Here is a 26432-nt window from a genome sequence, read left to right as displayed (position 1 = left end):
CTCGGCCCGGGAAGCCCCGGCTGAGGATCGCCCGGGCATGGCGGATGCCGAGGTTCCGCCCGGAGGACCGGGCCGATCGTTCCGAGCTCAGGCTTCGTGGCTTCGAACGACCGGGTCCGACATCGCCCAGGACGACAGCAGCGTGAGCCGGTCGGCGGAAGGTGAGCCGGGCTCGGCCGTGTAGACCATCAGGATGTGGCCCGGGTCGGCCGTGATCGCGAGCTCTTCGTAGGCGAGCACGACCTCGCCCACGATCGGGTGGTTGAAGCGCTTCGTGCCGGACCCGTGCGTCCGCACGTCGTGCGCGCCCCAGAGCGACCGGAAGAGCTCGCTCCGCGTCGAGAGCTCGCCGACGAGGTCCTGCATGGCCCGGTCGTGCGGGTCGCGGCCCGCTTCGGCCCGCATGATCGCGACGCACATCTCGGCGAAGCGGTCCCAGTCGGGGTAGAAGTCGTGGGAGGCCGGGTCCAGGAACTGGAACCGCGCGAGGTTGGGCACCCGCCCGCCGTCGCCGATCACCGGTGCGTAGAACGCCCGCCCCAGCGCGTTGGTCGCGAGCAGGTCCTGCCGGGAGTTGCGCACGAATGCGACGGCGTCGGTGAGGGCCTCGAGCGCCCAGTTGAGGCTCGGGCGGGGCGCGCCGGTGCGTACGGGCCGGCGCCGCACGCGACCCGACACGGGGATCCCGTCGGAGGCGCGGGCGAGATCGGAGAGGTGGGCGCGCTCGGTGTCGTCCAGGCGCAGCGCGCCGGCGATCGCCTCGAGCACGGATGCGGAGGCGCCCGCGATGTCGCCGCGTTCGATCTTCGAGTAGTACTCGACGCTCAACCCGGCGAGCGACGCGACCTCGCTGCGCCGCAGGCCCGGCACGCGCCGGTTCCCGCCGGCGAGGATGCCGACCTTGTCCGGCGTGAGGCGCGCGCGGCGCGTCACGAGGAACTCCCGCACCTCGGCCCGTGTGTCCATGCCGGACAGGATAGGGAGCCGTCCTCCCGGCCAGGGATGCCCTGCTGGTACACCCCTCGCCAGGCACTCCTTCGTCCGGCCGCCCGGGCGTCTGATGGTGGCAGCGCTCGAGCAGCCCCTGCTCGCGCCCCACCAGCGAGGAGCCCGTCGTATGCGCGGAGTCGTACTGCACGCCCCCGGAGACGTCCGGATCGAGGACCGGGATGACCCGAGGATCATCGAACCCACCGACGCGATCCTCCGACTGTCGGCGACCTGCAGCTGCGGATCCGACCTGTGGCCCTACCGGGGCGTCGAGGAGGTCCACGACGCGGTCATGGGCCATGAGTACGTGGGCATCGTCGAGGAGATCGGCGCAGAGGTGTCGACGGTGCAGGTCGGCGACTTCGTCGTCGGCTCGTTCTGGGCCTCCGACAACACCTGCGAGATCTGCCGGGCCGGATACCAGGCCTACTGCGTGCACCGGGTGCTCATGGGCACCATCGGCACGCAGGCCACCAAGGCCCGCATCCCGCTCGCGGACGGGACCCTCGTCGCGACGCCCGGGCAGCCGGACCCGGACCTGATCCCGTCGCTGATGGCCGCCTCCGACGTGCTCGGGACCGGCTGGTTCGCCGCCGTCGCCGCTGAGGTCGGCCCGGGCAGGACCGTCGCCGTCGTCGGCGACGGGGCCGTGGGTCTGCTCGGGGTGCTCGCCGCGAAGCAGCTCGGCGCCGAGCGGATCATCGCCTTCAGCCGGCATGCGGACCGGCAGGCGCTGGCGCGCGAATTCGGTGCCACGGACGTCGTCGAGGAGCGCGGCGACGCGGGCGTCGGGAAGGTCAAGGAGCTCACGAACGGACTCGGCGCGCACAGCGTCATCGAGGCCGTCGGCACCCAGGAGGCCATGGACCAGGCCATCCGCTCCACCCGGCCCGGCGGCCACGTCGGCTTCGTCGGCGTCTCCCACGACGTCTCGATCCCCGGCGACGAGCTGTTCATGGCCGGCGTGCACCTCCACGGCGGACCGGCCCCCGTGCGGCGGTTCCTGCCCGAGCTGATCCGGCTCATCTGGGACCGCACGATCGACCCCGGCAAGGTCTTCGACCTCACCCTCCCGCTGGAGCAGGCCGCCGAGGGCTACAGGGCCATGGACGAGCGCCGCGCGACCAAGGTGCTCCTCACCCTCTGACCTCCACCACCCCGAAAGGAGCTCCCGATGGAGCACTCCCCCACCCGGCCGACCGACAAGGGCCCCGCCGCGACCTTCACGGGCGACGTCTACGTCACCCCGATCGCCGGTCCGAGCGGCAACTCCCGACTCACGGCCGCCCTCGTGCGCTTCACGCCGGGCGCCCGGTCGCACTGGCACTCCCACGACGCCGGCCAGACGCTGCACGGAGCCGACGGCGTCGGCCTCGTGGTCGACCGTGCTGGTCACGTCCTCCGCATCCGCCCCGGCGAGACGGTGTGGACGCCACCCGGCGAGGAGCACTGGCACGGCGCGACCGAGGACACCCTGCTGGCCCACTACGCACTCCTCGACGTCAACGAGGACGGCAGCGACCCGACCCGCTGGCTCGAGCCCGTCACGGACGAGCAGTATCAGGACGCCGACGCGGCAGCGAAGAAGGCGGCACGATGACCGATCAGCCGAAGCAGGTCGGCGGTGGCCGACGCTCCATCGGCGACGTCGCCCCGAAGCTCGCCGCCCTCACCGACGACGTGCTCTTCGAGGACGTCTGGGTCCGCACGCAGCTCGCCGCCCGGGACAGGAGCCTCATCACCGTCGCCGCGCTCGTCGCCGGCGGCGACGCAGACCAGCTCCGGTTCCACCTCCGCCGCGCCATGGAGAACGGGCTCACCGAGACGGAGCTGATCGAGGCGATCACCCATCTCGCGTTCTATGCCGGCTGGCCCAAGGCGATGACGGGGATCAGCGTCGCCGGGCAGGTCTTCAGCGACTGAACCGAGCACGTCAGCATTCGGCGTTCAGCCGGATGGAGTAGGAGGGAGGGTTCTGTGGAGTACACCCGTCTCGGCCGTACCGGCCTGGTCGTCAGCCGGATCGCCATGGGGTGCATGAGCTTCGGCGACCCGACGCGCGGCCTGCACACCTGGACGCTCGACGAGGATGCCTCGCAGCCGTTCTTCCGCCAGGCCGTGGAGCTCGGCGTCACCCTCTGGGACACCGCGAACACGTATCAGCAGGGCAGCTCGGAGGAGTTCGTCGGCCGAGGGATCCGGCGGTACTCGCGCCGTGAGGACATCGTGCTCGCCACCAAGGTCTACGGCCGGATGCACCCGGGACCGGGCGGCGGTGGCCTGTCCCGGAAGGCCATCATCGAGCAGGTGGACGCGTCCCTCGCCCGGCTCGGCACGGAGTACATCGACCTCTATCAGATCCACCGCTTCGACCCCGAAGCGCCGGTCGAGGAGACGATGGAGACCCTGCACGACGTCGTGAAAGCGGGAAAGGTGCGCTACCTCGGTGCATCCTCGATGTGGGCGTGGCAGTTCGCGAAGCTGCAGCACGCCGCCGACGTCGGCGGATGGACCCGGTTCGCGTCGATGCAGGACCAGTACAACCTGATCAAGCGCGAGGAGGAGCGGGAGATGATCCCGCTCTGCGCGGATCTCGGCGTCGGCCTCGTTCCCTACTCCCCCCAGGGCAAGGGCCGCCTCACCCGACCGTGGGGCGAGCAGACCCGGCGCTCCGGCACCGACGAGGTCGCCCGGGCCTTCGACGCCCCCGACGACGAGGCCGTCGTCGACGCCGTGCAGCGCGTGGCGGAGCGCCGCGAGCTGCCGATGGCGCTGATCGCCCTCGCCTGGGTGCTGCAGAACCCGGTGGTCTCCGCGCCCGTCGTCGGCGCCACCAAGCCGCACCACCTCGCGGATGCCGTCGCCGCGCTCGACGTGCACCTCACCCCCGAGGAGACGAGCGAACTCGAGGCGCCCTACACACCGCAGACCCCGTTCTGGTGGTGACGCAGGCAACCGACGCCGCCACGTCCTCGCCGGCGCGCGGTCCTCGTCCCGGTGCCGCGCTGGCGATCGGGTCGCTGGGGTTCTTCCTGATCACACTGGACATCCTGATCGTGAACGTCGCGCTGACGCGGATCGGCGCCGAGCTGGGTGGCGCGACGGCCGGGAAGCAGTGGGTGATCGACGGCTACACGCTGCTCTTCGCCTCGCTGCTCCTGTTCGCCGGCAACCTGTCGGACACGATCGGGGCCAAGCGGGCGATCGCGACCGGGATCGGCCTCTTCGCGATCACGTCCGCCGCCTGCGCCGGCGCCCCCACGCTCGGCGCGCTGATCGCCGCGCGATGCGTCCAAGGCGCCTCTGCGGCCCTGATGCTGCCCGCGTCGATGGCGCTGATCCGCGAGGCCTACCCGGACCCGCGACGGCGGGCACGCGCCCTCGGAGTGTGGGCCGTCGGCGGAGCCGTCGCGGGTGCTCTCGGGCCGTTGGTGGGCGGCCTGCTCACGACGGTCAGCTGGCGGCTGGTCTTCGGGATCAACATCCCGGTCTGCGTCGCGATGCTCGTGCTCCTGCTCCGCGTGCGGCGGTCGCCGGTCCGGCCGAGCCGCTTCGACTGGATCGGCCAGCTCACCGCCGTCGTCGGCCTGAGCGCCTTGATCTCCTGCCTGATCCAGGGCGGCGCCGAGGGCTTCGGCACGCCCCCCGTCATCAGCGACGGGCTCCTCGCGATCGTCGGACTGGCCGCCTTCGTCCTGGTCGAGCGCCGCGTGCGCCAACCGATGATGCCGTTGAGCCTGTTCGGGTCGGTGGGCATGCGGATCGCGCTCCTGGTCGGATTCTCCTTCATGGTCGCGAACTTCGGGACCGTGTTCCTCGTGAGCCTGTTCGTGCAGCAGCATCTCGGCCTGAGCCCGCTCGTGGCCGGCCTGCTGGTCTTCCCGACCGCGATCTTCAGCGTCGTGGGGAACCTCGCCAGCGGCCCGATCACCGTGCGTTTCGGCACCCGGATCCCCGTCGTGGCCGGCATGGTCTGCATGGCGGTCGGGGTGCTCGGCATGTTCGCCGTCGCACCCCTGAACGCCGCACCGGCCGTGACGAGCCTGCTCGTCCTCACCGGCGCCGGCGGATCCGTGGCGATGCCGTCGGTCACCGGCATCGTCCTCGCCAGCGTGCCACAAGAGCTCTCCGGCACCGCGAGCGCCGTCTTCAACACCTTCCGTCAGGTGGGCGGCGCGGTCGCGATCGCGGTCTTCGGGGCCCTGATCGCCGACCCGGCGCGCTTCGTCCAAGGCATGCAGGTCAGCCTGCTGATCGCCGCGGCACTCCTCGTCGCCGCGGCGATCGCCGGTCTCCGCATCCGCCCGCTTCCTGCTGCGCGCTGACGGATCGCGCCCGCCCCCGAAGGCCGCTCAGCGGCCCAGCCACCACCACAGCACCCATCTCGGGCCAGCCAGGGCGACGCGGCCGACGTACCCGACCACGCGGACGACGACGCCCTGCGCCGGTGGCGGCGGGTGCACCGACTTCGAGGACCTCGGCATCTCACGGCCGAGGATCGTCGCAACGACCGATCCTGCGCTTCCGGCGACGCCGGTCAGGGACGGTGACACCCACCACCGGTCGCCCATGCGCAGCGCGGCACCTGCTGCCACCCCGACGGTGCCGCGCGCCTTGCGCATCTGCGTGAAGAGGTCGCTTCCCGTCGTGCCGTCACCCGTGAGCAGCGCCTTCGCCGTCTTGGTGACATCGACCTCCGAGGTCCCCTCCGCCTCGACGATGGCCCGGATGATCCCGGCCGCCTGATCGGGGACGCCGAGGAGCTCGCAGAGGTGCAGGGTCGCGCTGATCCGGCCCCACAGCCAGTCCCACTCCCGCCACTTCCGGCTCCCGAACGCCGCGAAGTGCCCGAGCCGCGTGCCGTAGAGGATGTCCGACGCATTCGCGATCTTCCGCTGCTCCTGCAGCGTCGCGAGGCCGAACAGGTCCAGCGGCAGCCGCACGTCGAACCGGAAGAAGTCGAAGACCGGTGTCGGGGTGGCGTCCACGGGGAGCCCGGGCGCACCGTTCACCACCTCGAGGCTGAGCCCCGCCCGCAGGGCCCGTGTGGGATCGACCGGATCACCGAGCCCCGCGGCCACCAGGCCCGCCGCCTCGTCGACCAGGTCACGCACCCGCTGCGGCACGCCGAGCTCGCCGTGGATCCGGCTGAGCTCGACGGCGATGTCCGCCGCGGATGCGGGACCGGCCGGTTGCGAGGCGAGCGCTTCGCGCACGAGTCTCGCGATGGCGTGCAGCTCTTCCGTGATCACATGCAGCCGCCGGCGCCGCTCGTTCTGCTCGTCGCCCTCCGACGTGCGGATGCTGCGGAGGAACAACCTCACGAGGCGGTCCGCGGGCGCGACTCCCCAGTGCCAGAGGTCGCCCGGAGCGTAGGCGAAGGCGTTCGGCAGCCATGTCTGGGGTCCGTCGACGACCGCGCTGAGGTCGTCGCCCCAGGGTTCGGGTTGCAGCGACTGCACGCCGTCGTCGGAGGCCGCGTCGTACGCCTCCGCGATCCCCACGCTCGCCGCGGCCGCCCGGTAGTACGGGAAGAGCGCTTCGGCCCCTGCGACGATCGTGCCTGCGCCGTTCCCGGTGACGAGCTGCACGAACCGCTGAACGTCCACATCGGGCCGTGCGGTGTTCATCATCGCGTCCAGCCGGTCGATGCCGTCGCGGAGGTTCGCCTCCCCCGGGTAGGTGAAGATCTTCGGGACGATCGCCGCCCACGAGGGCATGCCCTGCGCCGCCAGCTCCTGCTCGATCTCGGGGTCCGGCGCGGACGGGACGATGTACGCGAGGCTCCGCTTCCAGGTCGCGTCGACGGACCGCTTGCCGATGGCGTCGAGCACCGCGTCGAACGGGGCGTTGTCGAGCAGCCCGCCGTCGAGCAGCCAGTCGGCGGGACCGCCGTCGTCGTGCACCGGGAGTCGGCGGTGCTGCCGGAGCATCGGCGACTCCTCGACGGGGTCGAACACGCCGGGGATCGACGCGGTCGCCCGCGCCGCCTCGGCCAACGCGGCGGCCGTCTCCGGGCCGAAGTCGCGGACGTCGTCGCCGCGCTGCAGCCCGACCGTCGGGTCGGACGTCGCGACGAATCCGCCTGGCCCCGACCGGAACCGGTACCGCCGGCGGTGGTCGGGCAGCTCGAACCGGGTCCCCTGGGAGTCCCGGAAGACCCGGGACGGACCGCCGACAGCGCTCGCCGTGGTGACGAGCGTCACCTCCTCCTCCCCCGCCTCGTCGCCGATCGGGGCGATCTTCTGGAGCCCGTCCACGACCGAGCCGAGGAAGGCGGCGCCGTTCAGGACGGAGTTGACGGTCGTGCGGCTCGGGTCGAGCAGATGGTGCTCCTCGCCGTCGAGCTGGGCGCGGTCCATCCAGAGCGCTCGCAGCGATCCGAGCGTGCCGTTGCGGGCGATCGCCGTCGCGAGGAACACGCCGTTCAGGCCGCCGGCGCTCGTGCCGGCGATGACGTCCACGACGACCCGCGGCTTCCCCTCACACGCGCGCCGCCACAGCGTGAAGACCTCGCGCTCGGGCTCCGTCATCGGCGGCTCGTCGGCCCCCGGCCACGACGCCCTCCGGACGAGGTCGAGCTCGTTCGCGACGCCGCCCATCCAGATCGCGAGGCTGATCCCGCCGTTCAGCACGAGCGCGAGCCGGTGCTCGTCGACCTCCGCCATCGGTCGACCTCCTCCTGTGCGAGCACGGTCGGCCCGGCACGTCCGTCTCCGGAGCCCGGGTGCGGCGTCCCGTCCCCCGGACGATGGAGCTCGTGAGGAGGCGCCGAACGGTACCGCTCACCGAGGAACCGTGGCATGCCGGGATTCACGTATCGCCCGCATCCGGCCTACGGGGCTTCGAGGTGTCGGACAGGTCCCCCCAGTGCACAGCCGATTCCGCGCCGGGCGGCACGATGCTGTGCACATGGACGAGCAGCGCGCGACGGAGACCGAGGACCGGGCAGCGACGGCGATGGAGTCCGTTCCGGTGGAGACCGCACGCATCATCCGGACCGGAAGCCTCTGGACCGCGACCGCGATGCTCGTGCCGCCGCTCGGGCTCGGACCTCTGCTCGCGGCCGGGTGGCGCCCCGGCACGCTGCCGGCCGCTGTCGCGGACGTGTGGTGGATCGGCGCCCTCGCCGCAGCCGTCGGCCTCGCGCTGCTCATCTGGGCGGGCTGCCCGGTGCTCGGCTTCCGTCTCGAGCAGGCGTACCGCCAGAAGGTGGTCTCCATCCGGGTCGGCATCGTGCTGAACGTGAGCGGGACGGTCCTCGCGGGGCTGGCGATCCTGATCAGCCCCGTCGCGCATTGAGGCCGGGGTGCCAGATCGGACGACGGGATCAGGCTCCTCCGCCGCGACCTCGGGCCTCGACATCCCGCCGCCGGGTGGCCCCACCCGTGCCGAGTCGGGCCGCTCGTCAGTCGCCGATCACGGCCGCCTCGCGGGGCCCGAGGCCGCCTTCGAGGATCCGCCGTCCGGACGGCACCGGGACGGCTGCAGGACGGTCCGTGAGGTTGAGCACGACGGTCAGGGCCTGCTCGGGGTCGCCCCGGTTCGCGACCCGGTAGACGAGCAGCTCGTTCTCCAGCCGTTCGACCGTCAGCACCCCGTTGACGAGCCAGGGAGACCGCCGCCGCAGTCCGATCAACCTCTGGTGCAGGCGCAGGGTCGGTTCGCCGAGGGCCGACAGCTCCCCGGGGGTGGCGGGGAAGGGCGGCCGCACCTCGTCGTCCCCGCCCGCGCGCTCCTCCTTCACGCCGGTGAACGCCTGCTCATCACCCGCGTAGACGACGGGATGCCCCGGCACCGTGAACAGCACGGTGACCGCGTGGTGGAGCAGCCACGGCTCTCGCAGGGCGCTCGCGATCCGCGTCACGTCGTGGTTGCCGAGGAAGGTCGTCGGCACGAACGACTCGAGCATCGCGGCGTGCCGGCGGAGAGCATGGGCGAGCTCGAAGAGGTTCCGGTCGTTGAGCCCGCTCCACACGGCCTTCCAGAGCTCGTACTGGGTCACGGAATCGAGGCCGCTGTCGCCGACGAACGCGGCGTAGGCGCCGTGCAGCACCTCGCCGAGCAGCCAGGCGTCCGGATGGCTCTCGTGGACGGCATCGGCGACGGCGCGCCAGAACGACGTCGGAACCGCGTAGGCGGCATCCAGCCGCCACCCGGACGCGCCGCGGTCGAGCCAGTGCCGCATCACGGACACGACGTGGTCGCGCACCTCGGGCTCGTCGTGGTTCAACGCGACGAGGGCGTCGTGCCCCTCGAAGGTCGCCCATCCGTCGCCCTCCCGCCGGAACCAGCGGCGAGCGCGCGACTCCGGATCCGTCGACGCCTCCTGGAACCTCGGGAACGAGCGGCCCACATGGTTGAAGACGCCGTCCAGCACGAGCCGGATCCCCCGCTGCCGGGCGGCCGCGACCAGCGCGTCGAAGTCGGCGTCGTCCCCGAGGCGCGCGTCGATCGCGAAGTGGTCGACGGTGTCGTAGCCGTGCGACTCCGAGGCGAACACGGGCCCCAGCTGCAGCACGTTCGCGCCGAGCTCGACCACGTAGTCGAGCCACGCCGTCATCTGCGGGAGGCGGTGCCGCACCGCGGGCTGCGCGGTCCGTTCGGCACCGACGAAGCCGAGCGGATAGACGTGCCAGAGGACCGCATCGGAGAACCGCACCGGCCCATCGTGGTCAGCGCGGCTGGGTGCCTCCCCAGGCCTCCGCCGTCGAATCAGCGATCCTCCTTCGGCCTTCACCGACGGGATGGTGGGACCGGGCGCTGGTCGTCGGGGTCTTGGCCTTCGTCCAGCCGTCTTGCCCCGAACGCGGACCGTTTGTCAACCGGGCTGACAGAGTTCGGCCCCCGTCCTACTGTCACTGCCGTGAAGCACGTGACGATCGCAGACAAGTCTCTCCTCATCGGTGATGCGGTCGCCGATGTGCTCGTCCGGTACGCGACGCTGCTCGGCAAGATGAACAGCGCGGACAACGTGATCATCCGGTCCATCGGGATCGACGGTGAGGAGGTCGAGGCCAACTACCTCCTCAACTCGGGCACCGTGATGATGACCGAGAGCACGCGGTCGACGCTGCCCGAGCCGGACAACGCCGACGCGCAGTCGTACATGGAGGATCGTCTTCAGCACTACGAGGACTACTCGTTCCCCGACCCGGACACGTTCGGGGCGAACTGAATGGTCGACGAGACGCATCCGACCGCCGCGACATCCCCCGACCGCGTTCACGACGTGCGGCTGATCGGCGAGGTCGGCGGCGGCGTCCGGGGCACGATCGTCGGCCCCCTCCCGCTCTGGTTCGTGCACCAGGGAGTCGCCTATGTCCGCGCAGCGCGGCGGACCGACGGGAGCGACGGCACCTCGATCCACGAGTACCGCGCTGTCACCCCCGCCTGAGCCGAGGCAGACCCTCGCCGGCACCCCCAGATTTCTGGTATGGCCGCGATCCGCGGCAGGCGGTCGACTGTCGGGGATGAGAGGAGCGGAGATGTTCGCACGCACGTCGACATGGTCGGGATCGCAGGAGGTCCTGAAGCGGTGGATCGAGCACGCGGAGAGCACGGTCAGGGGGTTCGTCGAGGGACTGCCGGGCAACGCCGGGGTCATGTTCTTCGTCGACCGCGATGCCGGAACTGCCCTGACGTTGACCCTCTGGGACAGCGAGGCCGCCGCGGTGGCGACGGATGGGTTCGCCGACCGGAGTCGGGCCGCGACGATCGCGGCGACCGGCAGCGCCTTGCTCGCGGAAGGGCGCTACGAGGTCGTGGCCGGCGCGTAGATTCCGGGGCACGGGGCCACCGATGCTCACCGGCCCGGCACTGCACAACGCCACGGCGGCGATCGTGGCGACGTGCCGTGCCGGGCTGGACATCGGCGCGTTCCGGGCCCGCGGTCCTGCCGCGCTTGCGGCGGATCGATCCGGTGGACGCGCTGTCGTGGGCCGCGGTCGACCCCGTCACCCTCCTGTTCACCCGCGCGCAGCTGCCCCGCCTTCCCGTCCGCACGAGGAGCGGCCGCTGGGCCGCCCTCCACGCCTCATGGATGAGCGCGACCGCGACGGCACCGTCGCGGTGATCATCGAGGATGCGGCCCCGGCCGATGTCGCGCCGGTGTTCGTGGCCGCGTAGGTGCTCACGGCGCGGGAGCAGGAGGTCGCCGCCTTCGTCTGCCGGGGGCTCTCCACCCGCGAGATCACCGCGCGGCTGCACGTCACCGTCGACACGGTGCAGGACCACCTGAAGTCCGTCTACGACCGGACCGGGGTGCACAGCCGCGGTGAGCCGGTCGCGCTCATCTACCGGCAGGACTACCTGCCCCGCATCGCCACCGGCTGACCCGCTCGGACTTGCAGGAGGAGGGGACCTCTTCCTGAGCGGCGCGGTCCACCGTCCCTCGGGAGCGGATCTGCGGTCGTCTGCTGCTCCGGGCCGTCCCGACCGGAGGCGGGTACTGTCGCAGCATGGGTTGCTTCGCCGTCATGGCCGCGCCGACCGCGCTCTAGCAGCGGTACCGCGCTCGCCGCGAACGCGGCCTCATCGTCCTGCCCTTCGGGGCAGCGCCGCGCCGTACCGCTGATCAGCGTCCGCCGGCAGCCGCGCCATCGCGCCGCGCTGCCGGGCCACTCCGCCTGATCGAGGGAACCATGGCTCAGTCGCAGCATTCCGATCCGCACCACGAAGAACCGCCCGCACACCACCCCACGTCGGGAGCCGTCGCGCCGCGCGGTCGCGCCGGCCGACGTCCGACCTTGTTCCTGATGGTGGGGCTACCAGGGGCAGGGAAGACCACCCGGGCGAGGGAGCTCGCGGCGGCGCACGACGCGCTCCGGCTGACCCCCGACCACTGGATGATCCCGCTGTTCGGCGACAGCATGGCCGACGGCAGGCGCTTCGTACTGGAGGGGCGGCTCATCTCGGTCGCCCTCCAGGCGCTTCGGCTGGGTGTCGGCGTCGTGCTGGACTTCGGGCTCTGGGCCCGCGACGAACGGTCGGCACTGCGTCGGCTGGCGCAGGCGAACGGCGCGACGTGCGAGGTCGTCTACCTGCCGATCGAGAAGCACGTCCAGCTCGCCCGCATCGCCCGGCGGCAGGAGGAGGAACCGCATCAGACCTTCCGGATGACCGAGGCCGACGTGGACCGATGGCGGACGCAGTTCCAGGTCCCCGACGAGGAGGAGCTGCGAGGCATCGAGATCCCGCCTCCGCCGCCCGGCTGGCCCGGGTGGCCGGAGTGGGCGGAGTGGCAATGGCCGTCCAGCACCGCGCCATGACGCCGACGGTGGGCAGCCTCGCTATCGGCCCTCGGCGCCGCGCGCGCTCCACTCGGACCGGAGGATCCCCATCAGGACGATGTCCTCGTACGCTCCGCGCACCCAGGCGTGGTCGCGCCGGCGCCCCTCGACGACGAAGCCCACCTTCTCGTAGGCCCGGATCGCGCCCGCGTTGGACGCGATCGCCTGCAGGTGGAGTCGACGCAGGTTCCGGCGCACGAACGCGAACTCGACGAGCTGCGAGATCGCCAGGGTGCCGATGCCCTGCCCGCGGGCTTCGGGGACCAGCGCGATCCCGACCTCCGCGTGGCGCGCCAGTGCATTCGACTCGAACAGGGAGATCGTGCCGACGGCGACCCCGTCAACGTCGACCACGAAGCGCACGTTCCCCGGCTCCTGGTCCTCGTCCGCCAGAGCGAGCCGGGCGTCGAAGGCGACCCGCGTCAGCGGAGCGGGCGGGGACTCGTTCCGCTCCTCCCAGGTGGCGAGGTCGGCGGCGAGGCGGAACAGGACGTCGAGGTCGGCTTCGGCGCGAGCCCGAAGCGTCACCGACCGCGGAGAGGACACAGGCGGCACGCTACCCGTCGCAGCCCTCGCGCCGGATCGTGGTCGACGCCGACCGCAGTTCCGGGCCCGACGCCTCCCCGTCGCTTGACTTCCCGCCGATCGGCGCCTATCGTAATCAATCATTCGGTTGATCAAGCCAGCGGTTGGATAAGGAGTACAGTGGATCCCGAGGAGCTGGATCGGGCCTTCGCCGCGCTCGCCGATCCGGTCCGGCGCGGGATCATCTCGCGCCTCTCCCTGTCCGACGCGACGGTGAACGAGCTCGCTGCACCCTTCCCCATCACGAAGCAGGCGATCTCCCGCCACATCCAGGTCCTGGAGCAGGCCGGTCTCATCACCCGGAGCCGCGACGCGCAGCGCCGCCCCTGCCACCTCGACCCCACCACCCTCGAAGCGCTCACCTCCTGGCTCGACGCGCTCCGACTCGAGACCGAACGGCGCCATCGCCGGCTCGACGAGGTCCTCCGGACCCTGCACCCCAAGAAAGAAGGAACACCATGACGAACCCCACCCAGATCACCGTCGAGCCCGGACGGCCGTTCGTCGACATCGTGCGCGAGTTCGACGCACCCGTCGGCGCCGTCTTCCGCGCGCACACCGACCCCGACCTGTTCGCGAGGTGGACCGGTCCCGGTCAGCTGACCATGGAGATCCTCGCCTTCGACGCCGTGACGGGGGGTCAGTGGCGGTACGTGAGCCGGGACCCCGCGGGCGGCAGCTACGGCTTCCGCGGCGTCTTCCACACCGTCGAGACGGATGCGCTGATCATCCAGACGTTCGAGTTCGACGGTGCGCCGGGCCAGGTCAGCATGAGCGTCGCGCGGTTCGAGGCGACCGATCGCGGCACGCGGATCACCACCCACACGGTGTTCCCGTCCATCGAGGCGCGCGACGGCATGGTCGCCACCGGCATGGAGTACGGCGCGACCGAGAGCTACACCCGCCTCGACGACGTGCTCGCCGCCGTCCGGGCCTAGTCGGGACGCTCCTCGAGCACCGGCAGTGCGCTGCGCGGACGCCCCGATCGTCGGGGCGTCCGCGCAGCCGTGCTCCCCGAGGCCTTACGCGGCAGCGCCGGCCGGGGCGACGGCCACTCGTTCGTCCAGCCATCCCAGCACGGCGTCGGCGACCTCCTGCCAGCCGTGATCGATGGTGAGCGAGTGCCCGCGACCCTCGAAGATCCGCAGCTCCACCTGGCCGGCGTCGGGCTGCTTCCCGTAGAGGCGGTACACGTCCTCGGTCACGACCTGCGGAACCGTGTGATCCACCGTGCCCGAGGTCAGCAGGAGCGGCCCGGGCCGGGCATGCGAGAAGTCGACCGTCGCGGCGGACCGCCGGGAGAAGTTGGCCCCGGCGTCCTCGAAGAGCGGGCGGCCGGGCCCCGGGATGGTCCATTCGTCGAAGAGTGCCTGTGACTCCTCGTCGGTGAGCATGTTGCCGAAGCTGTACTTGAACTGCACCGCGGTGAGGGCGACGGTGCGGTGCCGGTTGGCGGGATTGCCGAGCACCGGGAAGCCCGACTTCAGCTGCGTGAACGGGACGTGCTTCACGCCCTTCACCGGAGCGGGATCGATCGCGACCGCCGCGCGGGCGAAACCGTTGGCCAGCAGCTCCTGCGCGATCAGACCGCCGAACGAGTGGCCGACGACGATCGGCGCGGTGCCCATGGCATCGATGAGGTCCGCGTAGTGATGGCAGATCGCTTCGATCCCGACGTCGTTCAACCCCCACGCGTCGGCGCGCGTCGCTTCGACGGAGTCGAGATCGCCGGGCCAGCCGGGCGCGGTCGCTTCATAGCCGTGCTCCGAGAAGCGCTCGATCCACGGCTTCCAGGCCGCGCTGTGGATCCAGAGACCATGGATGAGGATCACGGGCGGGTGGGAGGTCATTGCTGCTCCTGTTCGTCGTTCTTCTGGGGGTCACAAGGTCTTGACGAGGCCGCCGTCGATGAGGGAGTCGGATCCGGTGACGTTCCCGGCCCGGTCGCTCGCCAGCAGCACGACCAGATCGGCGACCTCGCGCGGCTGGGTGAACCGCACCGTCGAGAAGCCGCCCTGGCTCTCGACCACACGGTCCTTCGCGGTGTCGAAGTCGACGTGCATGTCTCGTGCCGCGGTCGCGGCGACGCCGTCCGACCCGAACCACAGATCGGTGGCGACCGGTCCGCGACTGATGGTGTTGAAGCGGATGTCCAGGCCGCCGTGCGCGTCCGCGTGCTCGACCAGGTCCTGCGGACCGGACGGCTCGCGAGGTCGACCTCGACGGCTGTGACGCCGCCCTTCTCGGCCAGCGCATGCAACTCGTCGGAGCCGTGCCGCGATCCCGCCACGACCGTGACGCCCTCCTCCCACAGCGCGCGCACCACGGCGAGGCCGATGCCCTTGCTCGCTCCGGTGACGACGGCGACCTTGCCTTCCAGACGCATGTCCATGCGGATCAGCCTTCGATCCGGCCCGGGCCGTGCCGGCCGCGGTCCCGCTGCGAGGAGGCGACGCTCACGCAAGGAACGGCCCTGTCGCCGAGGTCGACGCGCGCGTCGCCTGGGTCCATGTCGGCTCCCCGTCGGTGGGGCGACCGGCCGGATCGTGCTCGTGCGAGACGGTCGGTGGTCTCGGCCACGAGGTGCGCAGACAGGTGCCGCGAGCGGGCTCCCGGAAAGATCCTGATGGTTGCACGCGCTGCTGCTGCGAACAACCTTCGGATGGGCTCAGCGAACGCCCGGGCGCGTCGCCGCGGGCGGTCAGCGGTGGGCGCCGCACCGCCTCGCGGCCAGGAGGGCGAGGGTCCGCGTCGTCGCGAGCAGCTCGGCGATCTCCACCTGCTCCCGCGGCGCGTGGGCGTACGCGACGTCGCCCGGGCCGTAGTGCAGGGTCGGGATGCCACCCATGCCGACGTAGAGCCGCAAGTCGCTACCGTAGGGCGCACCCGCGAGCGAGGCGGTCCGCTGCTCCACCTCGTCGATCGCGCCGAGCACCTCCGCGACCAGCGGATCCGCCGGATCGAGGTGGCCGCTGGCGAACTGACCGCCGTGCCAGGCGATCTCGACGGGGTGGTCCCGCAACCAGCCGTCTCGCCTGCAGGCGGCGGCGACCGCCTCCGTCAGCTCCGCGCGGGCGTGCGCGGGCTCCTCGTCCAGCTGGACGCCGAGCCGCCCCTCCGCGACGAGGAGGTCGGGGACGCTGCTCGCCCAGTCGCCCGCATGGATGTGTCCGATCGAGATCGGGTACGGCAGCACCACGCCGTCGAACAGGTGGTGAGGCCGCTCGTTGCGTCGCAGCTCGAGCTCGGCGAGGGCGGCGTGGACGGGCAGGAAGGCGTCGATCGCGCTGTACCCGCTGCGGCGCACGCTCGCGTGCGCCGCACGACCCGGCACGCGCAGCTCGAACGTGAGCGCGCCGGCGTTGGCGACGACGACCCGGCCGCTGGTGGGCTCGCTGATCACCGCGGCCTCCGCGCCGTGCCCGCGCAGCATGGTGGCGAAGGCGCCGAGGCCGCCGTCCTCCTCGCTGATCACGGAGTGGACGGCGAACGGCCGTTCCAGCGTCACGCCGGAGGCGACCAGCGCCCGGGCGACGGCCGTGTTGGCGGCGACACCGGCCTTCATGTCGCACGCGCCCCGGCCGCGGACCACGGTGCCCGTGATGTCACCGCTCCACGGGTTGCGGTCGTGCCACCTGCCCAGATCACCGGTGGGGACCACGTCGACGTGCCCCTGCAGCACGAGCGCCGGCAGGCCGGCCTGGGAGCCGAGGACCCCGACGACGCCGTAGCCCTCCTGCCGCACCGACTCGGTTCCGGGGTGATGGGGATGGGCGGCGAGCCCGGGGAGGTCGAGCTTCCAGGCGTCCACCGCGAAGCCCAGCGACTCGAGCCGGCGGGCCTGCCGGTGCTGCAGATCCGACTCCGCGTCGGATCCGGTCACGCTCGGCACGCGGATGAGGTGGACGAGATCCTGCACGAGCGCGTGCTCGTCGATCGCGTCGAGCACGTCGACCTCCGCGTCGGACAGCCCGCTCGGTCCGACCCGGTCGCTCTGGACGGCGATGCTCACGCTCGGACCGTAGAAGCACGTGGTGCTCGGCGTCCAGCGCCTCGCCGAACGGATCACCGTGCGCGCCGCCCGAATCGATCCCGACCCGGCAGCGGTCAGGGCAGCGGGACGCTCCTCTCGGACGCCGCGTTCCGGATGTCGAGGTACTGCGACCAGGTGATCGCCCCGCGGGTGGCCTGCGCAGGCGCGAGGTTCCAGCCGAGCCGGTATGCGGATCCGATGCGGCCGGCCAGCGGAACGGGCACGTGTACGGTGCGTCGTCCGAGCCGCGCCCGGAGCGCGGCGACGAGATCGGCGAACCCGAGGACGTCGGGGCCCGCGAGGTCGGGGACCCGGCCGGCCGGGTCCCCGAGGGCGAGTTCGACGAGCCGGACCGCGACCTCCGACGCATCCACCGGCTCGAACCGCAGCCCCCGCGGTGCCGGCACGAGAGGGAACCGGCCGAGGGCGCGGGCCACGGGGTGCACGAAGTCGTGGAACTGGGCGGCGCGGAGGATCGTGAAGGGCGTACCGCCCGCCGCGACGGCCCCCTCCGCGGCCGCCTTCGCCCGGAAGTAGCCGATGGGCATGCGATCCGCACCGACGACCGAGATCAGGACCAGGTGCCGCACCCCCGCAGCCCCGGCCGATCGGGCGACGGAGCGGCCGGCGGCATCGTCGCCGCGCGGGCCGCCGGCGAGATGCAGCACCACCTCCGCGCCCGTCATCGCGGCGTCCAGACCTCGCCCGGTCACGGTGTCGCCGGCGACGTGCCGGACGCCGGGGCGATCGGTTCCCGGGTGGCGGCTCAGGATCCGGACGTCGCGACCCTCGGCCTCGAGGAGCGCGACGACCCGCCGCCCGAGGTTGCCGGTGCCGCCGGTCACGAGCATTGGAGCGGCCATGTCTGTTCCTCCTTGTCACGGACGGGCCCGCTGCCACGTCGACTCTTCGACGAGCAGGCAGGAGAGGATGTGACATGACCGACCCGGACACCCTCGCCGGCGCGTTCGAGATCGCCCGCCCGCGGCTCCGCTCCGTCGCGCGACGGCTGCTCGGGTCCGACGCCGAGGCGGAGGACGCGGTGCAGGAGGCGTGGCTCCGTCTCGAGCGCGTCGACCCGCACACCATCCAGAACCTCGACGCGTGGCTGACCACGGTGGTCTCCCGGATCAGCCTCGACGTCCTCCGCTCGCCGCGACGCACTCGCGAGCAGTCGTGGGAGATCGAGCCGTGGGCGGCCAAGGACACCGCGGCCGACCCCGCCGAGGCGATGCACAGCGCCGACCTGGCGACGACGGGCCTGCTGATCGTGCTCGATCTGCTGACGCCGGCGGAACGGCTCGCGTTCGTGCTGCACGACGTCTTCGGGGTTCCCTTCGCCGAGATCGGCGCCGTGCTCGGCTTCTCGTCACAGGCGGTGCGGCAGCAGGCATCAAGGGCTCGGCGCCGGGTGCGTGACGTCCCGCGGCCCGCGCGACCGTCGAGAGCCCGGGAACGCTCGATCGTGGAGGCGTGGCTGGCCGCGGCGCGGGACGGCGACCTGACGCGACTCCTCGCGCTGCTGGACGAGGACGCCGTGCTCCACGCCGACTACGGCGCCTCGGCCACCCTGCTCCAAGGATCACGGACGATCGCGGAGCAGGCGGCGCTCTCGTCGCGCCTCGCCGCGAACTCGGTCCTCGTCCGCCTCGGCGGACGGCCCGGCGTCCTGGCTCGACTCGGGAACCGACCGGTCTCCGTCATGGCCTTCGAGATCCGGGACGACCGGATCGTGCGGCTCGACGTGCTCGCGGATCCCGACCGGCTGTCGGCGGTCCTCGATGGAAGCCCGACCGAGGCTGAGTGAGGTGGGGTGCCGAGCGGGCCGCCGACACCGGCAGGACGCTCAGGCGCTCATGAGCTGACGCAGCTCGACCTTCCGGTTGCAGGCCCTCGAGCCCGCGGCGGCGAGCCGGAGCGCCGTCTCGCGGTCGGCGGCCTCGACGATCCAGAGACCGCTCACGTACTCCGAGAGCTCGACGAACGGGCCGTCCGTGACCATGCCCTTGCCGTCCCGGTTGTCGAGCACCGCGGCGGTGCGCGGTTCTGCGAGACCGCCGAGGAAGACAAGCCGGCCCTCCGCCTCGAGGCTGTCGTTGAAGGCGTCGATGGCGCCCATCTCCTCGTCGGTGCCGGTGCCGGTGCCGTTGTCGAGGACGGAAATCACGTACTGCATCTCGGGTTCTCCTGCGGGTCGGGGCGCCCCGTTCGGGCGGCCGTTCATTCCTACGACGAACGCTGCCACCCGGTGAGGACATGCATGCCGGACGCGGCGCCAGTGGGTCCGCGTCCGCCCCGCGAGACCTGACCGCTGTGCCGCGTGGAGGGGTCCGTCCCGGGCGTAGGCCGGCACGCCCCGCAGATGCCTACGCCCGGGACATCGGCCTACGGCCGGGCCGTCGGGTCTCGGAACAGCCATCCGGGCGGCAGGAGATGAGCAGGATCGGAGAAGCCGCCGGCGCCGGTCCGGCCTACCGTCACTGCTATGACCACCACCCAGACCACGAACGAGATCGACTCCGCCGGATCCAGCGCCGGCTTCACGGCCGAGGAGCGCGCGGCCATGCAGGACCGCGCCGCCGAGCTGAAGGCCGCGAAGCGTCGCGGCTCCAAGGCCGACAAGGTCGACGGGGAGGCGGACCTGCTCGCCAAGATCGCGGCGATGGACGAGCCCGACCGCGGCCTGGCCGAGCGCTTCCACGCCCTGATGTCCGCGATGGCGGCTGACCTGACGGCACAGACCTACTACGGCATGCCCGCCTACGCGAAGGACGGCAAGGTCATCTGCTGGTTCAAGCCGGGAGGCAAGTTCCGGATGCGGTACTCGACGCTCGGCTTCAGCGACAAGGCGCGGCTCGACGACGGCGACATGTGGCCGTCCGAGTTCGCCCTCCTGCACTGGAACGATGCCGTCGAGGCACGGATCACGGACCTGGTTCAGCGGGCGATCGCCTGACGGCGAGAGGCCGACCACCCCTCAGCGGGCGCGGAGTCCGAGGGCGCGGCCCACGACGCGAGCGGCCGTCGCAGGCTCCACGCCCAGCGCCCGCGCACGACCCGCGTACTGCGCGGCCGCCTGCTGCAGCTCGCGCTCCGCGTCGTCCTGCGACCAGGCGACGGTCGTGCCGTTACGTCCCCGCGTCTCGACGAGGCGCTCCTGCTCGAGCTCCCGGTAGGCCCGGGCGACGGTGTTGGCCGCGATGCCGAGCTCCTCGGCGAGACCCCGAACGGTCGGCAGCCGGTCCCCGACACGCAGCTCGCCGTCGCGGATCTGCGCCGCGAGCTGCGCACGCACCTGCTCGTACGGCGGCACGGCCGACCGCGCATCGACCACGACCATCCGTCCTCCTGCCCGGTCCCGCGCCCGCTGCGCTGGGACAGCAGTATGCCCGGGCCGGTCAGGCGACCGACGCCACCGACGCCGCCTCATCCGTCGATCCTTCCCTCGCTGCGAGCGCGAGCACGCCCGCGACGACCAGCATCAGCAGCGCGCCGATCGCGAACGCCGGGAGGTAGGTCGTGGATCCGGCGAGCGCGGCCGCCGCGGACGTCACGGTGGCGTAGAGCGCGACACCGGCGACCGAGCCGGCGGTGAAGGCGATGTTCTGCAGGGCGCCCGCCGCGCCGGCGTCCTCGGACGGCACGTCGAGGAGGGAGGCGTTCGACCCGCCGACGTAGGCGGGGCCCATGCCGACGCCGAACAGGACCAGGCCGGGGACGAGCAGCAGCACCGCGCCGAGCGCCATGCCCGCGAAGCAGACCCCCGCCGCGCCGAGGACGAGCAGGCCGATCGCCGCGAGTGCCGGTGCGCCGAGGCGTGGGACGAGACGGCCGGCCACCCAGGAGGACCCGATCGAGGTGACCGTCATCACGGCGGCGGCTGCGGCGAAGCCCAGGGCGTTCCAGCCGAGCTGCCGCTGCGTGAACAGGGTGAGTGCGAAGAGCAGCCCGTCGACCGTCAGGCCGGCGGCGACGAGCGCCGCGAGTCCGCCGGCGACGCGAGGCAGCCGCAGCAGCCGCAGCGGCAGGGCGGGAACCGCGGCCGACCGTTCGACGACCACGAAGACGACGAGCGCAGCGGCTCCGCCGAGGGTCGCGATGACCGAGATCGGCGTCAGACCGTGCTCCGGGACGTCGGTCAGCCCGAAGATCACGGCGGCGGCACCGATGGTGAACGTTCCGAGGCCCGCGAGGTCGAGGCGTTCGCGGGCGCGGCCCGGCAGCCGCGGCAGCAGAAGCAGGGCGGCCGCGCCGAGCAGCAGGCCGCCGGGCACGTTGACGAGGAAGACCCATCGCCACCCGATGGCTCCCGTGAGCAGGCCGCCGAGCAGCAGCCCCGCCGTGGCGCCCACGCCGCTCACGGTCGACCAGATCGCGAGCGCCCTCGTCCGCTCGGCGCCGGCGGTGAACGTCGCCAGCAGCACGGCGAGGGAGGCGGGCACGAACAGCCCGGCGGCGACGCCCTGCAGCACGCGGCACACCAGGAGGACCGCGTAGACGTCGGTGACGGCGCAGCCGAGGGACGCGACCGTGAAGGCGGCGAGGCCCAGCAGGAACATCCGCCGTCCGCCGTACCGGTCGGCGAGGTTGCCGCCGATGAGCAGCACCGCTCCCCCGGGCAGGGTGGCGGCGGTGAAGAGCCACTGCAGGGCCGTCGCATCGAGGTGCATGGCACCGCCGAGGACCGGTGACGCCGCGAACACGCTCGTCGAGCCGAGCACGTCGAGGAAGAAGGCCCCGCAGAGCGTGAGGAGGAGGCCGCGGCGTCGCGCCGTGCCGGGGTCGGCGGGGAGAGCGACCGCCGTCTTCTCGGTCACGGTCGGAGGAACGGCTCGAGCACCGGCACGAGCGCCTCGAAGCGCACGATGTGGTCCTCGTTCGGCACCGACGCGACGCGGGCGCCGCGGATCCTCGCAGCCACCGCCGCGGACGAGGCCGCCGCCCACTCGGGGCTCAGGCCGCCGTGCAGCAGCAGCGTCGGGACGGCGATCGCACCGAACCGGTCCGGCACGTGGCCGTCACCGATCAGCGCGCGCTCGTCAGGCAGGGTGTGCGCGACTGCGACCAGGGACGGCCACCACGGCAGCGACCGCATCCGCTCGTCGAAGTGACCGCCGGATGTGCGGGTGAACCAGGCCACGGTCGCGTCCTCGTTCCGGCCGGCCTCGAGCAGCGCACGGAGCTCGGCCGCGAAGGGCGTCGCCGTCGGGTCCGCGCCGCCGTCCGTGAGCAGGGGCGGCTCGTAGGCGGCGACGCGCGTGATCGCGGGCGACTCGGACGCGGCGAGCAGTGCGAGCACCCCGCCGCTCGAGTGCCCGAACACCATCGCCCTCCCCGTCACCGCGGCGATCGCCAGCAGATCGTCGACCTGCTGCTCCGCGGACACCCAGGCCGTCGGACCGCTGTCGCCACGGCCCCGGCGGTCGTACACGACGACCTCGAAGCGGGGCGCGAGCAGGTCCGCGAGCGGCCGCATGGACTGCCGGGTGCTGAAGGCGCCGCCGACGAGCACCAGCGTCGGCCCCTGGCCGACGGAGTCGTAGGCGATCGCGGTGCCGTCCGTCGAGGACACGAAGTCGGTCATGCGGGGCTCCTCACGTCGGCCGTGACGCGGCCACACTGGGACGACGAGCGCCGAGCCGGGGTGAGGACAATTCGGGCGCCCGGCCGGGACCCGCTGTCGGTGGAGCGTCCCTACCATGACCCATCGCTCCGCCAGCCCCGCCGTCCGGCGCACCGGCCCCCGTGCCGTGCGCGATCCCGGGCTGCGTCGACGTCGCGGAGCGTCCGGAGGTGCTCCCGCTCTGCGGCACGCACCTCGCCGTCGCCGCCGAGCTGCACGGATCCGCCTTCGGCGTCGCGGACCTGCTGCCGTCGCCGTGCCGCCTCTGCGGCTCACGGGTCGGCCTTCGGCTCCCGTCGGGCTGGATCTGCGCCGTGTGCGACTGGCCGCACGGCGAGCACCCCGACGGGGAGCTGCCGCCGCCCCGGGTCGACATCGTCTACTACCTGGGCTTCGGCGACCGGGTGAAGATCGGCACGACCGCCAATCCCCGGCAGCGCTTCGCCGCGATCCGCCACGAGACGGTCCTCGCCTTTGAGCGCGGCGACCGTCGGCTCGAGCAGCGCAGGCACGGCGAGTTCGCGGTCGAGCGGGCGGGATCGAGCGAATGGTTCGAGCTGAGCGACCGGCTCCGCGCCCACATCGACGTGCTGGCCGGCGGCACCGATCCGTGGGACCGCTGGCGCCGCTGGGTGGCCGAGGCGATCGCGACGCGGTGAGACCGGGCGTGCGGTCGAGACTCAGCGGGCGAGTGCGAGGACCTGCTCGACGACGGGCAGGTAGGCCGGTCGGGGCGCGTCGCCGAGCAGCTCGTCCGTGATCATCCGGAACAGCAGCGCCCGCACCAGGTGCTGCGGGAAGGAGGGATCGGGACTGATCGTGCGCAGCAGCTCGATCGGCGCCCCGTCGAAGGCGACCACGTCCACGGCGAGGACCGCGACCGACCACTCGACGGGCCGGGCGTACAGGGAGAGGTCGATCACCGCGGGAGGCAGCTCCGGATGGAGGAGGGTGTTGCCGGCGAGATCGCCGTGCACCACGGTCTCCTCCGCCGCCGCCAGCGGTGTGCGCACCCGGGCCAGCGGGTGGTCGCCGAGCGGGCCGTCCTCCTCGTCCCATGCGATGCGGTCGGCCGTCGCCCATGCATCGTCGCGTCGCGGCAGCTCGAGCGGGTCGACGGATGCGAACGCGCCAGCGAGCTCCCGGGCGACCGCGGCCCGGTCGAGCCATGCGCCGACGGGCGCAGCACCCGGCAGCCATCGCGTCGCGGACCACCCGTCCACGACCAGGGCGCCGTCGGCGGCCCGGACCGGCACCGCGAGGCGGAGCCGCGCCCTCGCCGAGACCGACGGAGCGACCCGGTCGAGCCACTCGATCGTGGGCAGCGCCCCGCTCGGCGCCGGCTTCAGCACGAGCTCGCCCGCACGCCAGGACGTGCCCCGCCCACCGGGCAGCCGCACCGGCGGCGCCGCAGCCCCGAAGGCGAGGAGCACCGGCTCCGGCGGCGTGTCGGTCACAGCAGGCATCGAACCATCCGCAGCGGGTCCCCGATGCGGCGACGGCGCGGGATCAGACCCGGCGCCGGGCCCGGCGCCGCTGCCGCCAGGACATCGACGCCAGCTCCTCAGCCTCGCGACGCCGCTGCTCGTCCACGACCCGCCACCGCTCGACGCGGCGCTCCCGCCACGCGCACACCTCCGCGTCGACGTCGCGGGTGGGTGTGACGACCGGCGGCCCGCCCTGCAGCTGCCGTCGCGCCTCCCGCACGCGGCGGTTGAAGTCCTCGAGCAGCTCGCGCACGGCGGTCTCGCTCGCGACGCCGTCGAGCCGCTCGTCGAGGCCCCGATCCTCGGCGCGCAGGGTGAGCGCAGGCGGACCGATCCCGGTGAGGTTCTCCCGCTCGATCTTGCGGCGGATCCACCAGTCCGGGTCCCGGACCCCGTCGAGTCCCGTGAGCGGCTTGCCCGCCCCCGGGAGCCCGTCGAAGTCCCCGCGCCGCTGCGCCTGCTGGATGGCGATCTCGACGATCCGGGCCCGCTGGTCCATCGTCGGCTGCCCGGCGTTCGCCTCGTCGTCGGCCTTCGGATCCGGGGGCGCGACGCGCTCGACCTCGTAGCGTGCGGCGGCCAGGCGGGCGTCCGAGGGTCGATTCGTCGTCATGGGGAGGTTCCGGTTCCTGCTCCACGGTAACCCGCGCAGGCTGAGGAGGCGATCTCGGGCGTCCCCCGATTCCCGCAGGCGGACGGTCCTAGCGTGGCGACAGGACCGATCCATCCGCACGACGAAAGCAGGACTCCCATGGCCACCTGGTTCATCACCGGCTGCTCGACCGGACTCGGCCGCGCCTTCGCCGAGGCGGCGCTCGCGCACGGCCACACCGTCGTCGTGACCGCCCGCGACGTCGCGAGGGTGCAGGACCTCGCGGACGCGCACCCGGCCGCCGCCCTCGCCCTGTCCCTCGACGTCACCGACGACGCCCAGGTCGCCGAAGCGGTCCGGGCCGCGGAGGAGCGCTTCGGGCGGATCGACGTGCTCGTGAACAACGCCGGGTACGGCTATCGCGCCGCGCTCGAGGAGGGCGACGACGCGGACGTGCGGCAGCTGTTCGAGACGCATGTGTTCGGCACCGTCCGCACGATCAAGGCGGTCCTGCCGGCCATGCGCGCGCGCCGGTCGGGCACGATCGTCAACCTCTCCTCCATCGGCGCCCGGATCTGCCCGGAGGGCTCCGGCTACTACGCCGCAGTGAAGGCGGCGATCGAGGCGCTGACGCTGTCCCTTCGGAAGGAGGTCGCCCCGCTCGGCATCACCGCGATGGCGGTGGAGCCCGGGGGGTTCCGCACCGACTTCGCCGGGCGCTCGCTGATGCAGGCGGCGTCGCCGATCCCCGACTACGCCGACACCGCGGGCAGGCGCCGCAAGGAGCACGACACCGTGCACGGCACCCAGCCGGGCGACCCCGCCAAGGCCGCCGAGGCCCTGCTCAGCGCGGTCGAGTCCGAGCATCCGCCGTACATGCTCCTGCTCGGCAACGACGCCTCCGACGGGTTCCGGGCGGCGCTCGACGCGCTCCGCACCGAGGTCGACGAGTGGGAGCGGCTCAGCCGCTCCACCGACTTCGACGCGTGAGGCCCTGATCGATCCGGCCCTGCGGTGGCCGGCGCCGTCGAGCGCCCGGAACGCGTCCGGGTAGGCGAGCGCGCCCGTCAGCGCCGGCGGAACGCCCGGACGAGGGCGAGCACCGTCACCACCAGCGCTCCGAGCAGGATCAGCACCTGCACGATCAGCCACGGCGTGCCGCCGATCATCGTCCCCGGCCGACCCGGTGCAGCATCCGCATGGGGTCCATTCCATACCCCCGCGAGGGGTCGCCACGGCAGCACCGCCCCCACCGGCACGGAGGGGGCCCGCGACTCCCAGCGAGCACCCAGATCTCCCCGTTTACGAACGACGCCGACAGGCGTACCGTCCGCACATGGCGCAGGAGCCTCTCCCGCACCCGCGGTCGTCGCACATCCACGAGGCCGGGGTGCGCATCGTGACGTCGTGGGTACGGCTGTACACACGGCGGCTCGACCCGCGCCTCGCCGAGCACCGCCGGGCCGAGGTGGAGTTCGAGCTCTGGGAATGCGCGATGGCGAAGGACCACTACGGCTGGTCCGGCCCGCGAGCCGGCGGCGCGCTCGTGCTCCGCACGGTGCTCGGCATGCGTCGCGACCTCGAGTGGCGTCGCACGGCGATCGAGACGGGGATGTCGCTGCTCGCGCCGGTGCGCCTGCTCAGCCGGCGCCGGCGACCGCGGGTCTGGATCCCGCTGCAGCTCGGCCACACCTTCGACCAGACCAACGGCGCGATCGACGCCGAGCAGGCCCTGCCCTACGAGCGGCCGACCGGCTCGCTCGGCGCGAGCGGCAACGCGTTCGGCGCGCAGGGCGGCTTCTGAGCGGAGCGGTCGGACCGCGACCGGCCG

Annotated in this window: 33 protein-coding genes and 1 pseudogene; 19 read left to right on the top strand and 15 right to left on the bottom strand. The window is 72.7% G+C overall.

Features of this window, described 5'->3' with window-relative positions:
• Positions 1–87: 87 nt before the first annotated feature.
• Positions 88–966 (bottom strand): helix-turn-helix transcriptional regulator, encoded by an 879-nt coding sequence (locus tag JWQ92_RS05435; RefSeq protein WP_297343450.1) that lies wholly within the window; start codon positions 964–966, stop codon positions 88–90.
• Between the two features lie 151 nt (positions 967–1117).
• On the opposite strand from JWQ92_RS05435, the gene JWQ92_RS05430 reads away from it, so the two are divergent.
• Genes JWQ92_RS05430 through JWQ92_RS05410 form a run of 5 tightly spaced genes read left to right on the top strand, consistent with a single transcriptional unit; the run spans position 1118 to position 5315 of the window.
• Complete coding sequence (locus tag JWQ92_RS05430; protein WP_297343449.1) at positions 1118–2137, top strand: zinc-dependent alcohol dehydrogenase family protein; 1020 nt, start codon at positions 1118–1120, stop codon at positions 2135–2137.
• Positions 2138–2164: 27 nt separating this feature from the next.
• Positions 2165–2590, top strand: a complete 426-nt coding sequence (locus tag JWQ92_RS05425; RefSeq protein ID WP_297343448.1) for a cupin domain-containing protein — start codon at positions 2165–2167, stop codon at positions 2588–2590.
• Positions 2587–2913: a carboxymuconolactone decarboxylase family protein gene (locus tag JWQ92_RS05420; protein WP_297343447.1), complete on the top strand. Its 327-nt coding sequence runs from the start codon at positions 2587–2589 to the stop codon at positions 2911–2913. The genes JWQ92_RS05425 and JWQ92_RS05420 overlap by 4 nt, the downstream gene beginning before the upstream one ends.
• Positions 2914–2967: 54 nt before the next feature.
• Positions 2968–3936 carry an aldo/keto reductase gene (locus JWQ92_RS05415; RefSeq protein ID WP_297343446.1) on the top strand — a complete coding sequence of 323 codons (969 nt, stop codon included), beginning with the start codon at positions 2968–2970 and terminating at the stop codon, positions 3934–3936.
• A complete protein-coding gene (locus JWQ92_RS05410; protein WP_297343445.1) occupies positions 3933–5315 on the top strand; it encodes an MFS transporter in 1383 nt (460 codons plus the stop codon). Before JWQ92_RS05415 ends, JWQ92_RS05410 begins: the two co-directional genes overlap by 4 nt.
• 27 nt (positions 5316–5342) lie before the next feature.
• On the opposite strand, the gene JWQ92_RS05405 is transcribed toward JWQ92_RS05410, so the two are convergent.
• The gene (locus JWQ92_RS05405) at positions 5343–7658 is read right to left on the bottom strand and encodes a DUF3376 domain-containing protein (protein WP_297343444.1); all 2316 of its coding nucleotides are present in this window, start codon (positions 7656–7658) and stop codon (positions 5343–5345) included.
• A 244-nt stretch (positions 7659–7902) separates the two neighbouring features.
• On the opposite strand from JWQ92_RS05405, the gene JWQ92_RS05400 reads away from it, so the two are divergent.
• The gene (locus JWQ92_RS05400; protein ID WP_297343443.1) at positions 7903–8292 is read left to right on the top strand and encodes a hypothetical protein; all 390 of its coding nucleotides are present in this window, start codon (positions 7903–7905) and stop codon (positions 8290–8292) included.
• A gap of 106 nt (positions 8293–8398) precedes the next feature.
• Here the strand turns inward: JWQ92_RS05400 and JWQ92_RS05395 are convergent, their stop codons facing one another.
• Positions 8399–9652, bottom strand: coding sequence for an alpha-amylase family protein (locus JWQ92_RS05395; RefSeq protein WP_297343442.1), 1254 nt, complete (start codon positions 9650–9652; stop codon positions 8399–8401).
• 204 nt (positions 9653–9856) lie between these two features.
• On the opposite strand from JWQ92_RS05395, the gene JWQ92_RS05390 reads away from it, so the two are divergent.
• The 6 genes from JWQ92_RS05390 to JWQ92_RS05365 all read left to right on the top strand — a co-directional run bounded on the left by JWQ92_RS05390 (position 9857) and on the right by JWQ92_RS05365 (position 12260).
• A complete protein-coding gene (locus JWQ92_RS05390; RefSeq protein WP_297343441.1) occupies positions 9857–10168 on the top strand; it encodes a hypothetical protein in 312 nt (103 codons plus the stop codon).
• A complete protein-coding gene (locus JWQ92_RS05385; protein ID WP_297343440.1) occupies positions 10169–10387 on the top strand; it encodes a hypothetical protein in 219 nt (72 codons plus the stop codon). It begins immediately after the preceding gene.
• Positions 10388–10478: 91 nt separating this feature from the next.
• Positions 10479–10769: a hypothetical protein gene (locus JWQ92_RS05380; RefSeq protein ID WP_297343439.1), complete on the top strand. Its 291-nt coding sequence runs from the start codon at positions 10479–10481 to the stop codon at positions 10767–10769.
• A gap of 143 nt (positions 10770–10912) precedes the next feature.
• Positions 10913–11065 carry a hypothetical protein gene (locus tag JWQ92_RS05375; RefSeq protein ID WP_297343438.1) on the top strand — a complete coding sequence of 51 codons (153 nt, stop codon included), beginning with the start codon at positions 10913–10915 and terminating at the stop codon, positions 11063–11065.
• Positions 11066–11118: 53 nt separating this feature from the next.
• Positions 11119–11325, top strand: coding sequence for a response regulator transcription factor (locus tag JWQ92_RS05370; protein WP_297343437.1), 207 nt, complete (start codon positions 11119–11121; stop codon positions 11323–11325).
• 308 nt (positions 11326–11633) lie between these two features.
• The gene (locus tag JWQ92_RS05365; protein WP_297343436.1) at positions 11634–12260 is read left to right on the top strand and encodes an ATP-binding protein; all 627 of its coding nucleotides are present in this window, start codon (positions 11634–11636) and stop codon (positions 12258–12260) included.
• A 21-nt stretch (positions 12261–12281) separates the two neighbouring features.
• On the opposite strand, the gene JWQ92_RS05360 is transcribed toward JWQ92_RS05365, so the two are convergent.
• A complete protein-coding gene (locus tag JWQ92_RS05360; protein ID WP_297343435.1) occupies positions 12282–12827 on the bottom strand; it encodes a GNAT family protein in 546 nt (181 codons plus the stop codon).
• A 159-nt stretch (positions 12828–12986) separates the two neighbouring features.
• Between JWQ92_RS05360 and JWQ92_RS05355 the strand changes: the two genes are divergently transcribed.
• Both JWQ92_RS05355 and JWQ92_RS05350 read left to right on the top strand, forming a co-directional pair.
• Positions 12987–13328, top strand: coding sequence for a helix-turn-helix transcriptional regulator (locus JWQ92_RS05355; RefSeq protein WP_297343434.1), 342 nt, complete (start codon positions 12987–12989; stop codon positions 13326–13328).
• Positions 13325–13804, top strand: coding sequence for an SRPBCC family protein (locus JWQ92_RS05350; RefSeq protein WP_297343433.1), 480 nt, complete (start codon positions 13325–13327; stop codon positions 13802–13804). Before JWQ92_RS05355 ends, JWQ92_RS05350 begins: the two co-directional genes overlap by 4 nt.
• Positions 13805–13888: 84 nt before the next feature.
• Here the strand turns inward: JWQ92_RS05350 and JWQ92_RS05345 are convergent, their stop codons facing one another.
• The 5 genes and pseudogenes from JWQ92_RS05345 to JWQ92_RS05330 form a co-directional block, all read right to left on the bottom strand.
• On the bottom strand, positions 13889–14716 hold the full coding sequence (locus JWQ92_RS05345) for an alpha/beta hydrolase (protein ID WP_297343432.1): 828 nt from the start codon (positions 14714–14716) through the stop codon (positions 13889–13891).
• Between the two features lie 30 nt (positions 14717–14746).
• The gene (locus JWQ92_RS05340; protein WP_297343431.1) at positions 14747–15178 is read right to left on the bottom strand and encodes an SDR family oxidoreductase; all 432 of its coding nucleotides are present in this window, start codon (positions 15176–15178) and stop codon (positions 14747–14749) included.
• Positions 15127–15252: pseudogene (locus JWQ92_RS16900) on the bottom strand (SDR family NAD(P)-dependent oxidoreductase); the annotation flags it as partial. The pseudogene JWQ92_RS16900 and the gene JWQ92_RS05340, both read right to left, overlap by 52 nt.
• Before the next feature lie 315 nt (positions 15253–15567).
• A complete protein-coding gene (locus JWQ92_RS05335; protein ID WP_297343430.1) occupies positions 15568–16878 on the bottom strand; it encodes a M20/M25/M40 family metallo-hydrolase in 1311 nt (436 codons plus the stop codon).
• 95 nt (positions 16879–16973) lie between these two features.
• Positions 16974–17762: an SDR family oxidoreductase gene (locus JWQ92_RS05330; protein ID WP_297343429.1), complete on the bottom strand. Its 789-nt coding sequence runs from the start codon at positions 17760–17762 to the stop codon at positions 16974–16976.
• Between the two features lie 74 nt (positions 17763–17836).
• Between JWQ92_RS05330 and JWQ92_RS05325 the strand changes: the two genes are divergently transcribed.
• Positions 17837–18706, top strand: a complete 870-nt coding sequence (locus tag JWQ92_RS05325; protein ID WP_297343428.1) for a sigma-70 family RNA polymerase sigma factor — start codon at positions 17837–17839, stop codon at positions 18704–18706.
• A gap of 39 nt (positions 18707–18745) precedes the next feature.
• On the opposite strand, the gene JWQ92_RS05320 is transcribed toward JWQ92_RS05325, so the two are convergent.
• Positions 18746–19075 carry a YciI family protein gene (locus JWQ92_RS05320; protein ID WP_297343427.1) on the bottom strand — a complete coding sequence of 110 codons (330 nt, stop codon included), beginning with the start codon at positions 19073–19075 and terminating at the stop codon, positions 18746–18748.
• A gap of 309 nt (positions 19076–19384) precedes the next feature.
• On the opposite strand from JWQ92_RS05320, the gene JWQ92_RS05315 reads away from it, so the two are divergent.
• Positions 19385–19855, top strand: a complete 471-nt coding sequence (locus tag JWQ92_RS05315) for a hypothetical protein (RefSeq protein WP_297343426.1) — start codon at positions 19385–19387, stop codon at positions 19853–19855.
• 21 nt (positions 19856–19876) lie between these two features.
• Here the strand turns inward: JWQ92_RS05315 and JWQ92_RS05310 are convergent, their stop codons facing one another.
• Genes JWQ92_RS05310 through JWQ92_RS05300 form a run of 3 tightly spaced genes read right to left on the bottom strand, consistent with a single transcriptional unit; the run spans position 19877 to position 22483 of the window.
• Positions 19877–20239, bottom strand: a complete 363-nt coding sequence (locus tag JWQ92_RS05310; protein WP_297343425.1) for a GntR family transcriptional regulator — start codon at positions 20237–20239, stop codon at positions 19877–19879.
• 58 nt (positions 20240–20297) lie between these two features.
• Positions 20298–21716 (bottom strand): MFS transporter, encoded by a 1419-nt coding sequence (locus JWQ92_RS05305; protein ID WP_297343424.1) that lies wholly within the window; start codon positions 21714–21716, stop codon positions 20298–20300.
• Positions 21713–22483 carry an alpha/beta hydrolase gene (locus tag JWQ92_RS05300; RefSeq protein ID WP_297343423.1) on the bottom strand — a complete coding sequence of 257 codons (771 nt, stop codon included), beginning with the start codon at positions 22481–22483 and terminating at the stop codon, positions 21713–21715. Before JWQ92_RS05300 ends, JWQ92_RS05305 begins: the two co-directional genes overlap by 4 nt.
• 209 nt (positions 22484–22692) lie before the next feature.
• On the opposite strand from JWQ92_RS05300, the gene JWQ92_RS05295 reads away from it, so the two are divergent.
• Positions 22693–23181, top strand: a complete 489-nt coding sequence (locus JWQ92_RS05295; protein ID WP_297343422.1) for a GIY-YIG nuclease family protein — start codon at positions 22693–22695, stop codon at positions 23179–23181.
• A gap of 21 nt (positions 23182–23202) precedes the next feature.
• Here JWQ92_RS05295 and JWQ92_RS05290 read toward each other — a convergent pair whose 3' ends face one another.
• Both JWQ92_RS05290 and JWQ92_RS05285 read right to left on the bottom strand, forming a co-directional pair.
• The gene (locus JWQ92_RS05290) at positions 23203–23988 is read right to left on the bottom strand and encodes a TIGR02569 family protein (RefSeq protein WP_297343421.1); all 786 of its coding nucleotides are present in this window, start codon (positions 23986–23988) and stop codon (positions 23203–23205) included.
• A gap of 43 nt (positions 23989–24031) precedes the next feature.
• Complete coding sequence (locus JWQ92_RS05285; protein WP_297343420.1) at positions 24032–24622, bottom strand: DUF1992 domain-containing protein; 591 nt, start codon at positions 24620–24622, stop codon at positions 24032–24034.
• Between the two features lie 138 nt (positions 24623–24760).
• Between JWQ92_RS05285 and JWQ92_RS05280 the strand changes: the two genes are divergently transcribed.
• On the top strand, positions 24761–25591 hold the full coding sequence (locus tag JWQ92_RS05280; protein WP_297343419.1) for an oxidoreductase: 831 nt from the start codon (positions 24761–24763) through the stop codon (positions 25589–25591).
• Between the two features lie 346 nt (positions 25592–25937).
• On the top strand, positions 25938–26405 hold the full coding sequence (locus JWQ92_RS05275; protein WP_297343418.1) for a hypothetical protein: 468 nt from the start codon (positions 25938–25940) through the stop codon (positions 26403–26405).
• The last annotated feature ends 27 nt before the right edge of the window (positions 26406–26432 follow it).

Origin of the sequence: Amnibacterium sp. (assembly GCF_025463795.1) — a bacterium.
GTDB lineage: Bacteria > Actinomycetota > Actinomycetes > Actinomycetales > Microbacteriaceae > Amnibacterium.
The sequence above is the reverse complement of the archived record's forward strand: the minus strand, read 5'-3'. Positions and strand labels throughout refer to the sequence as shown.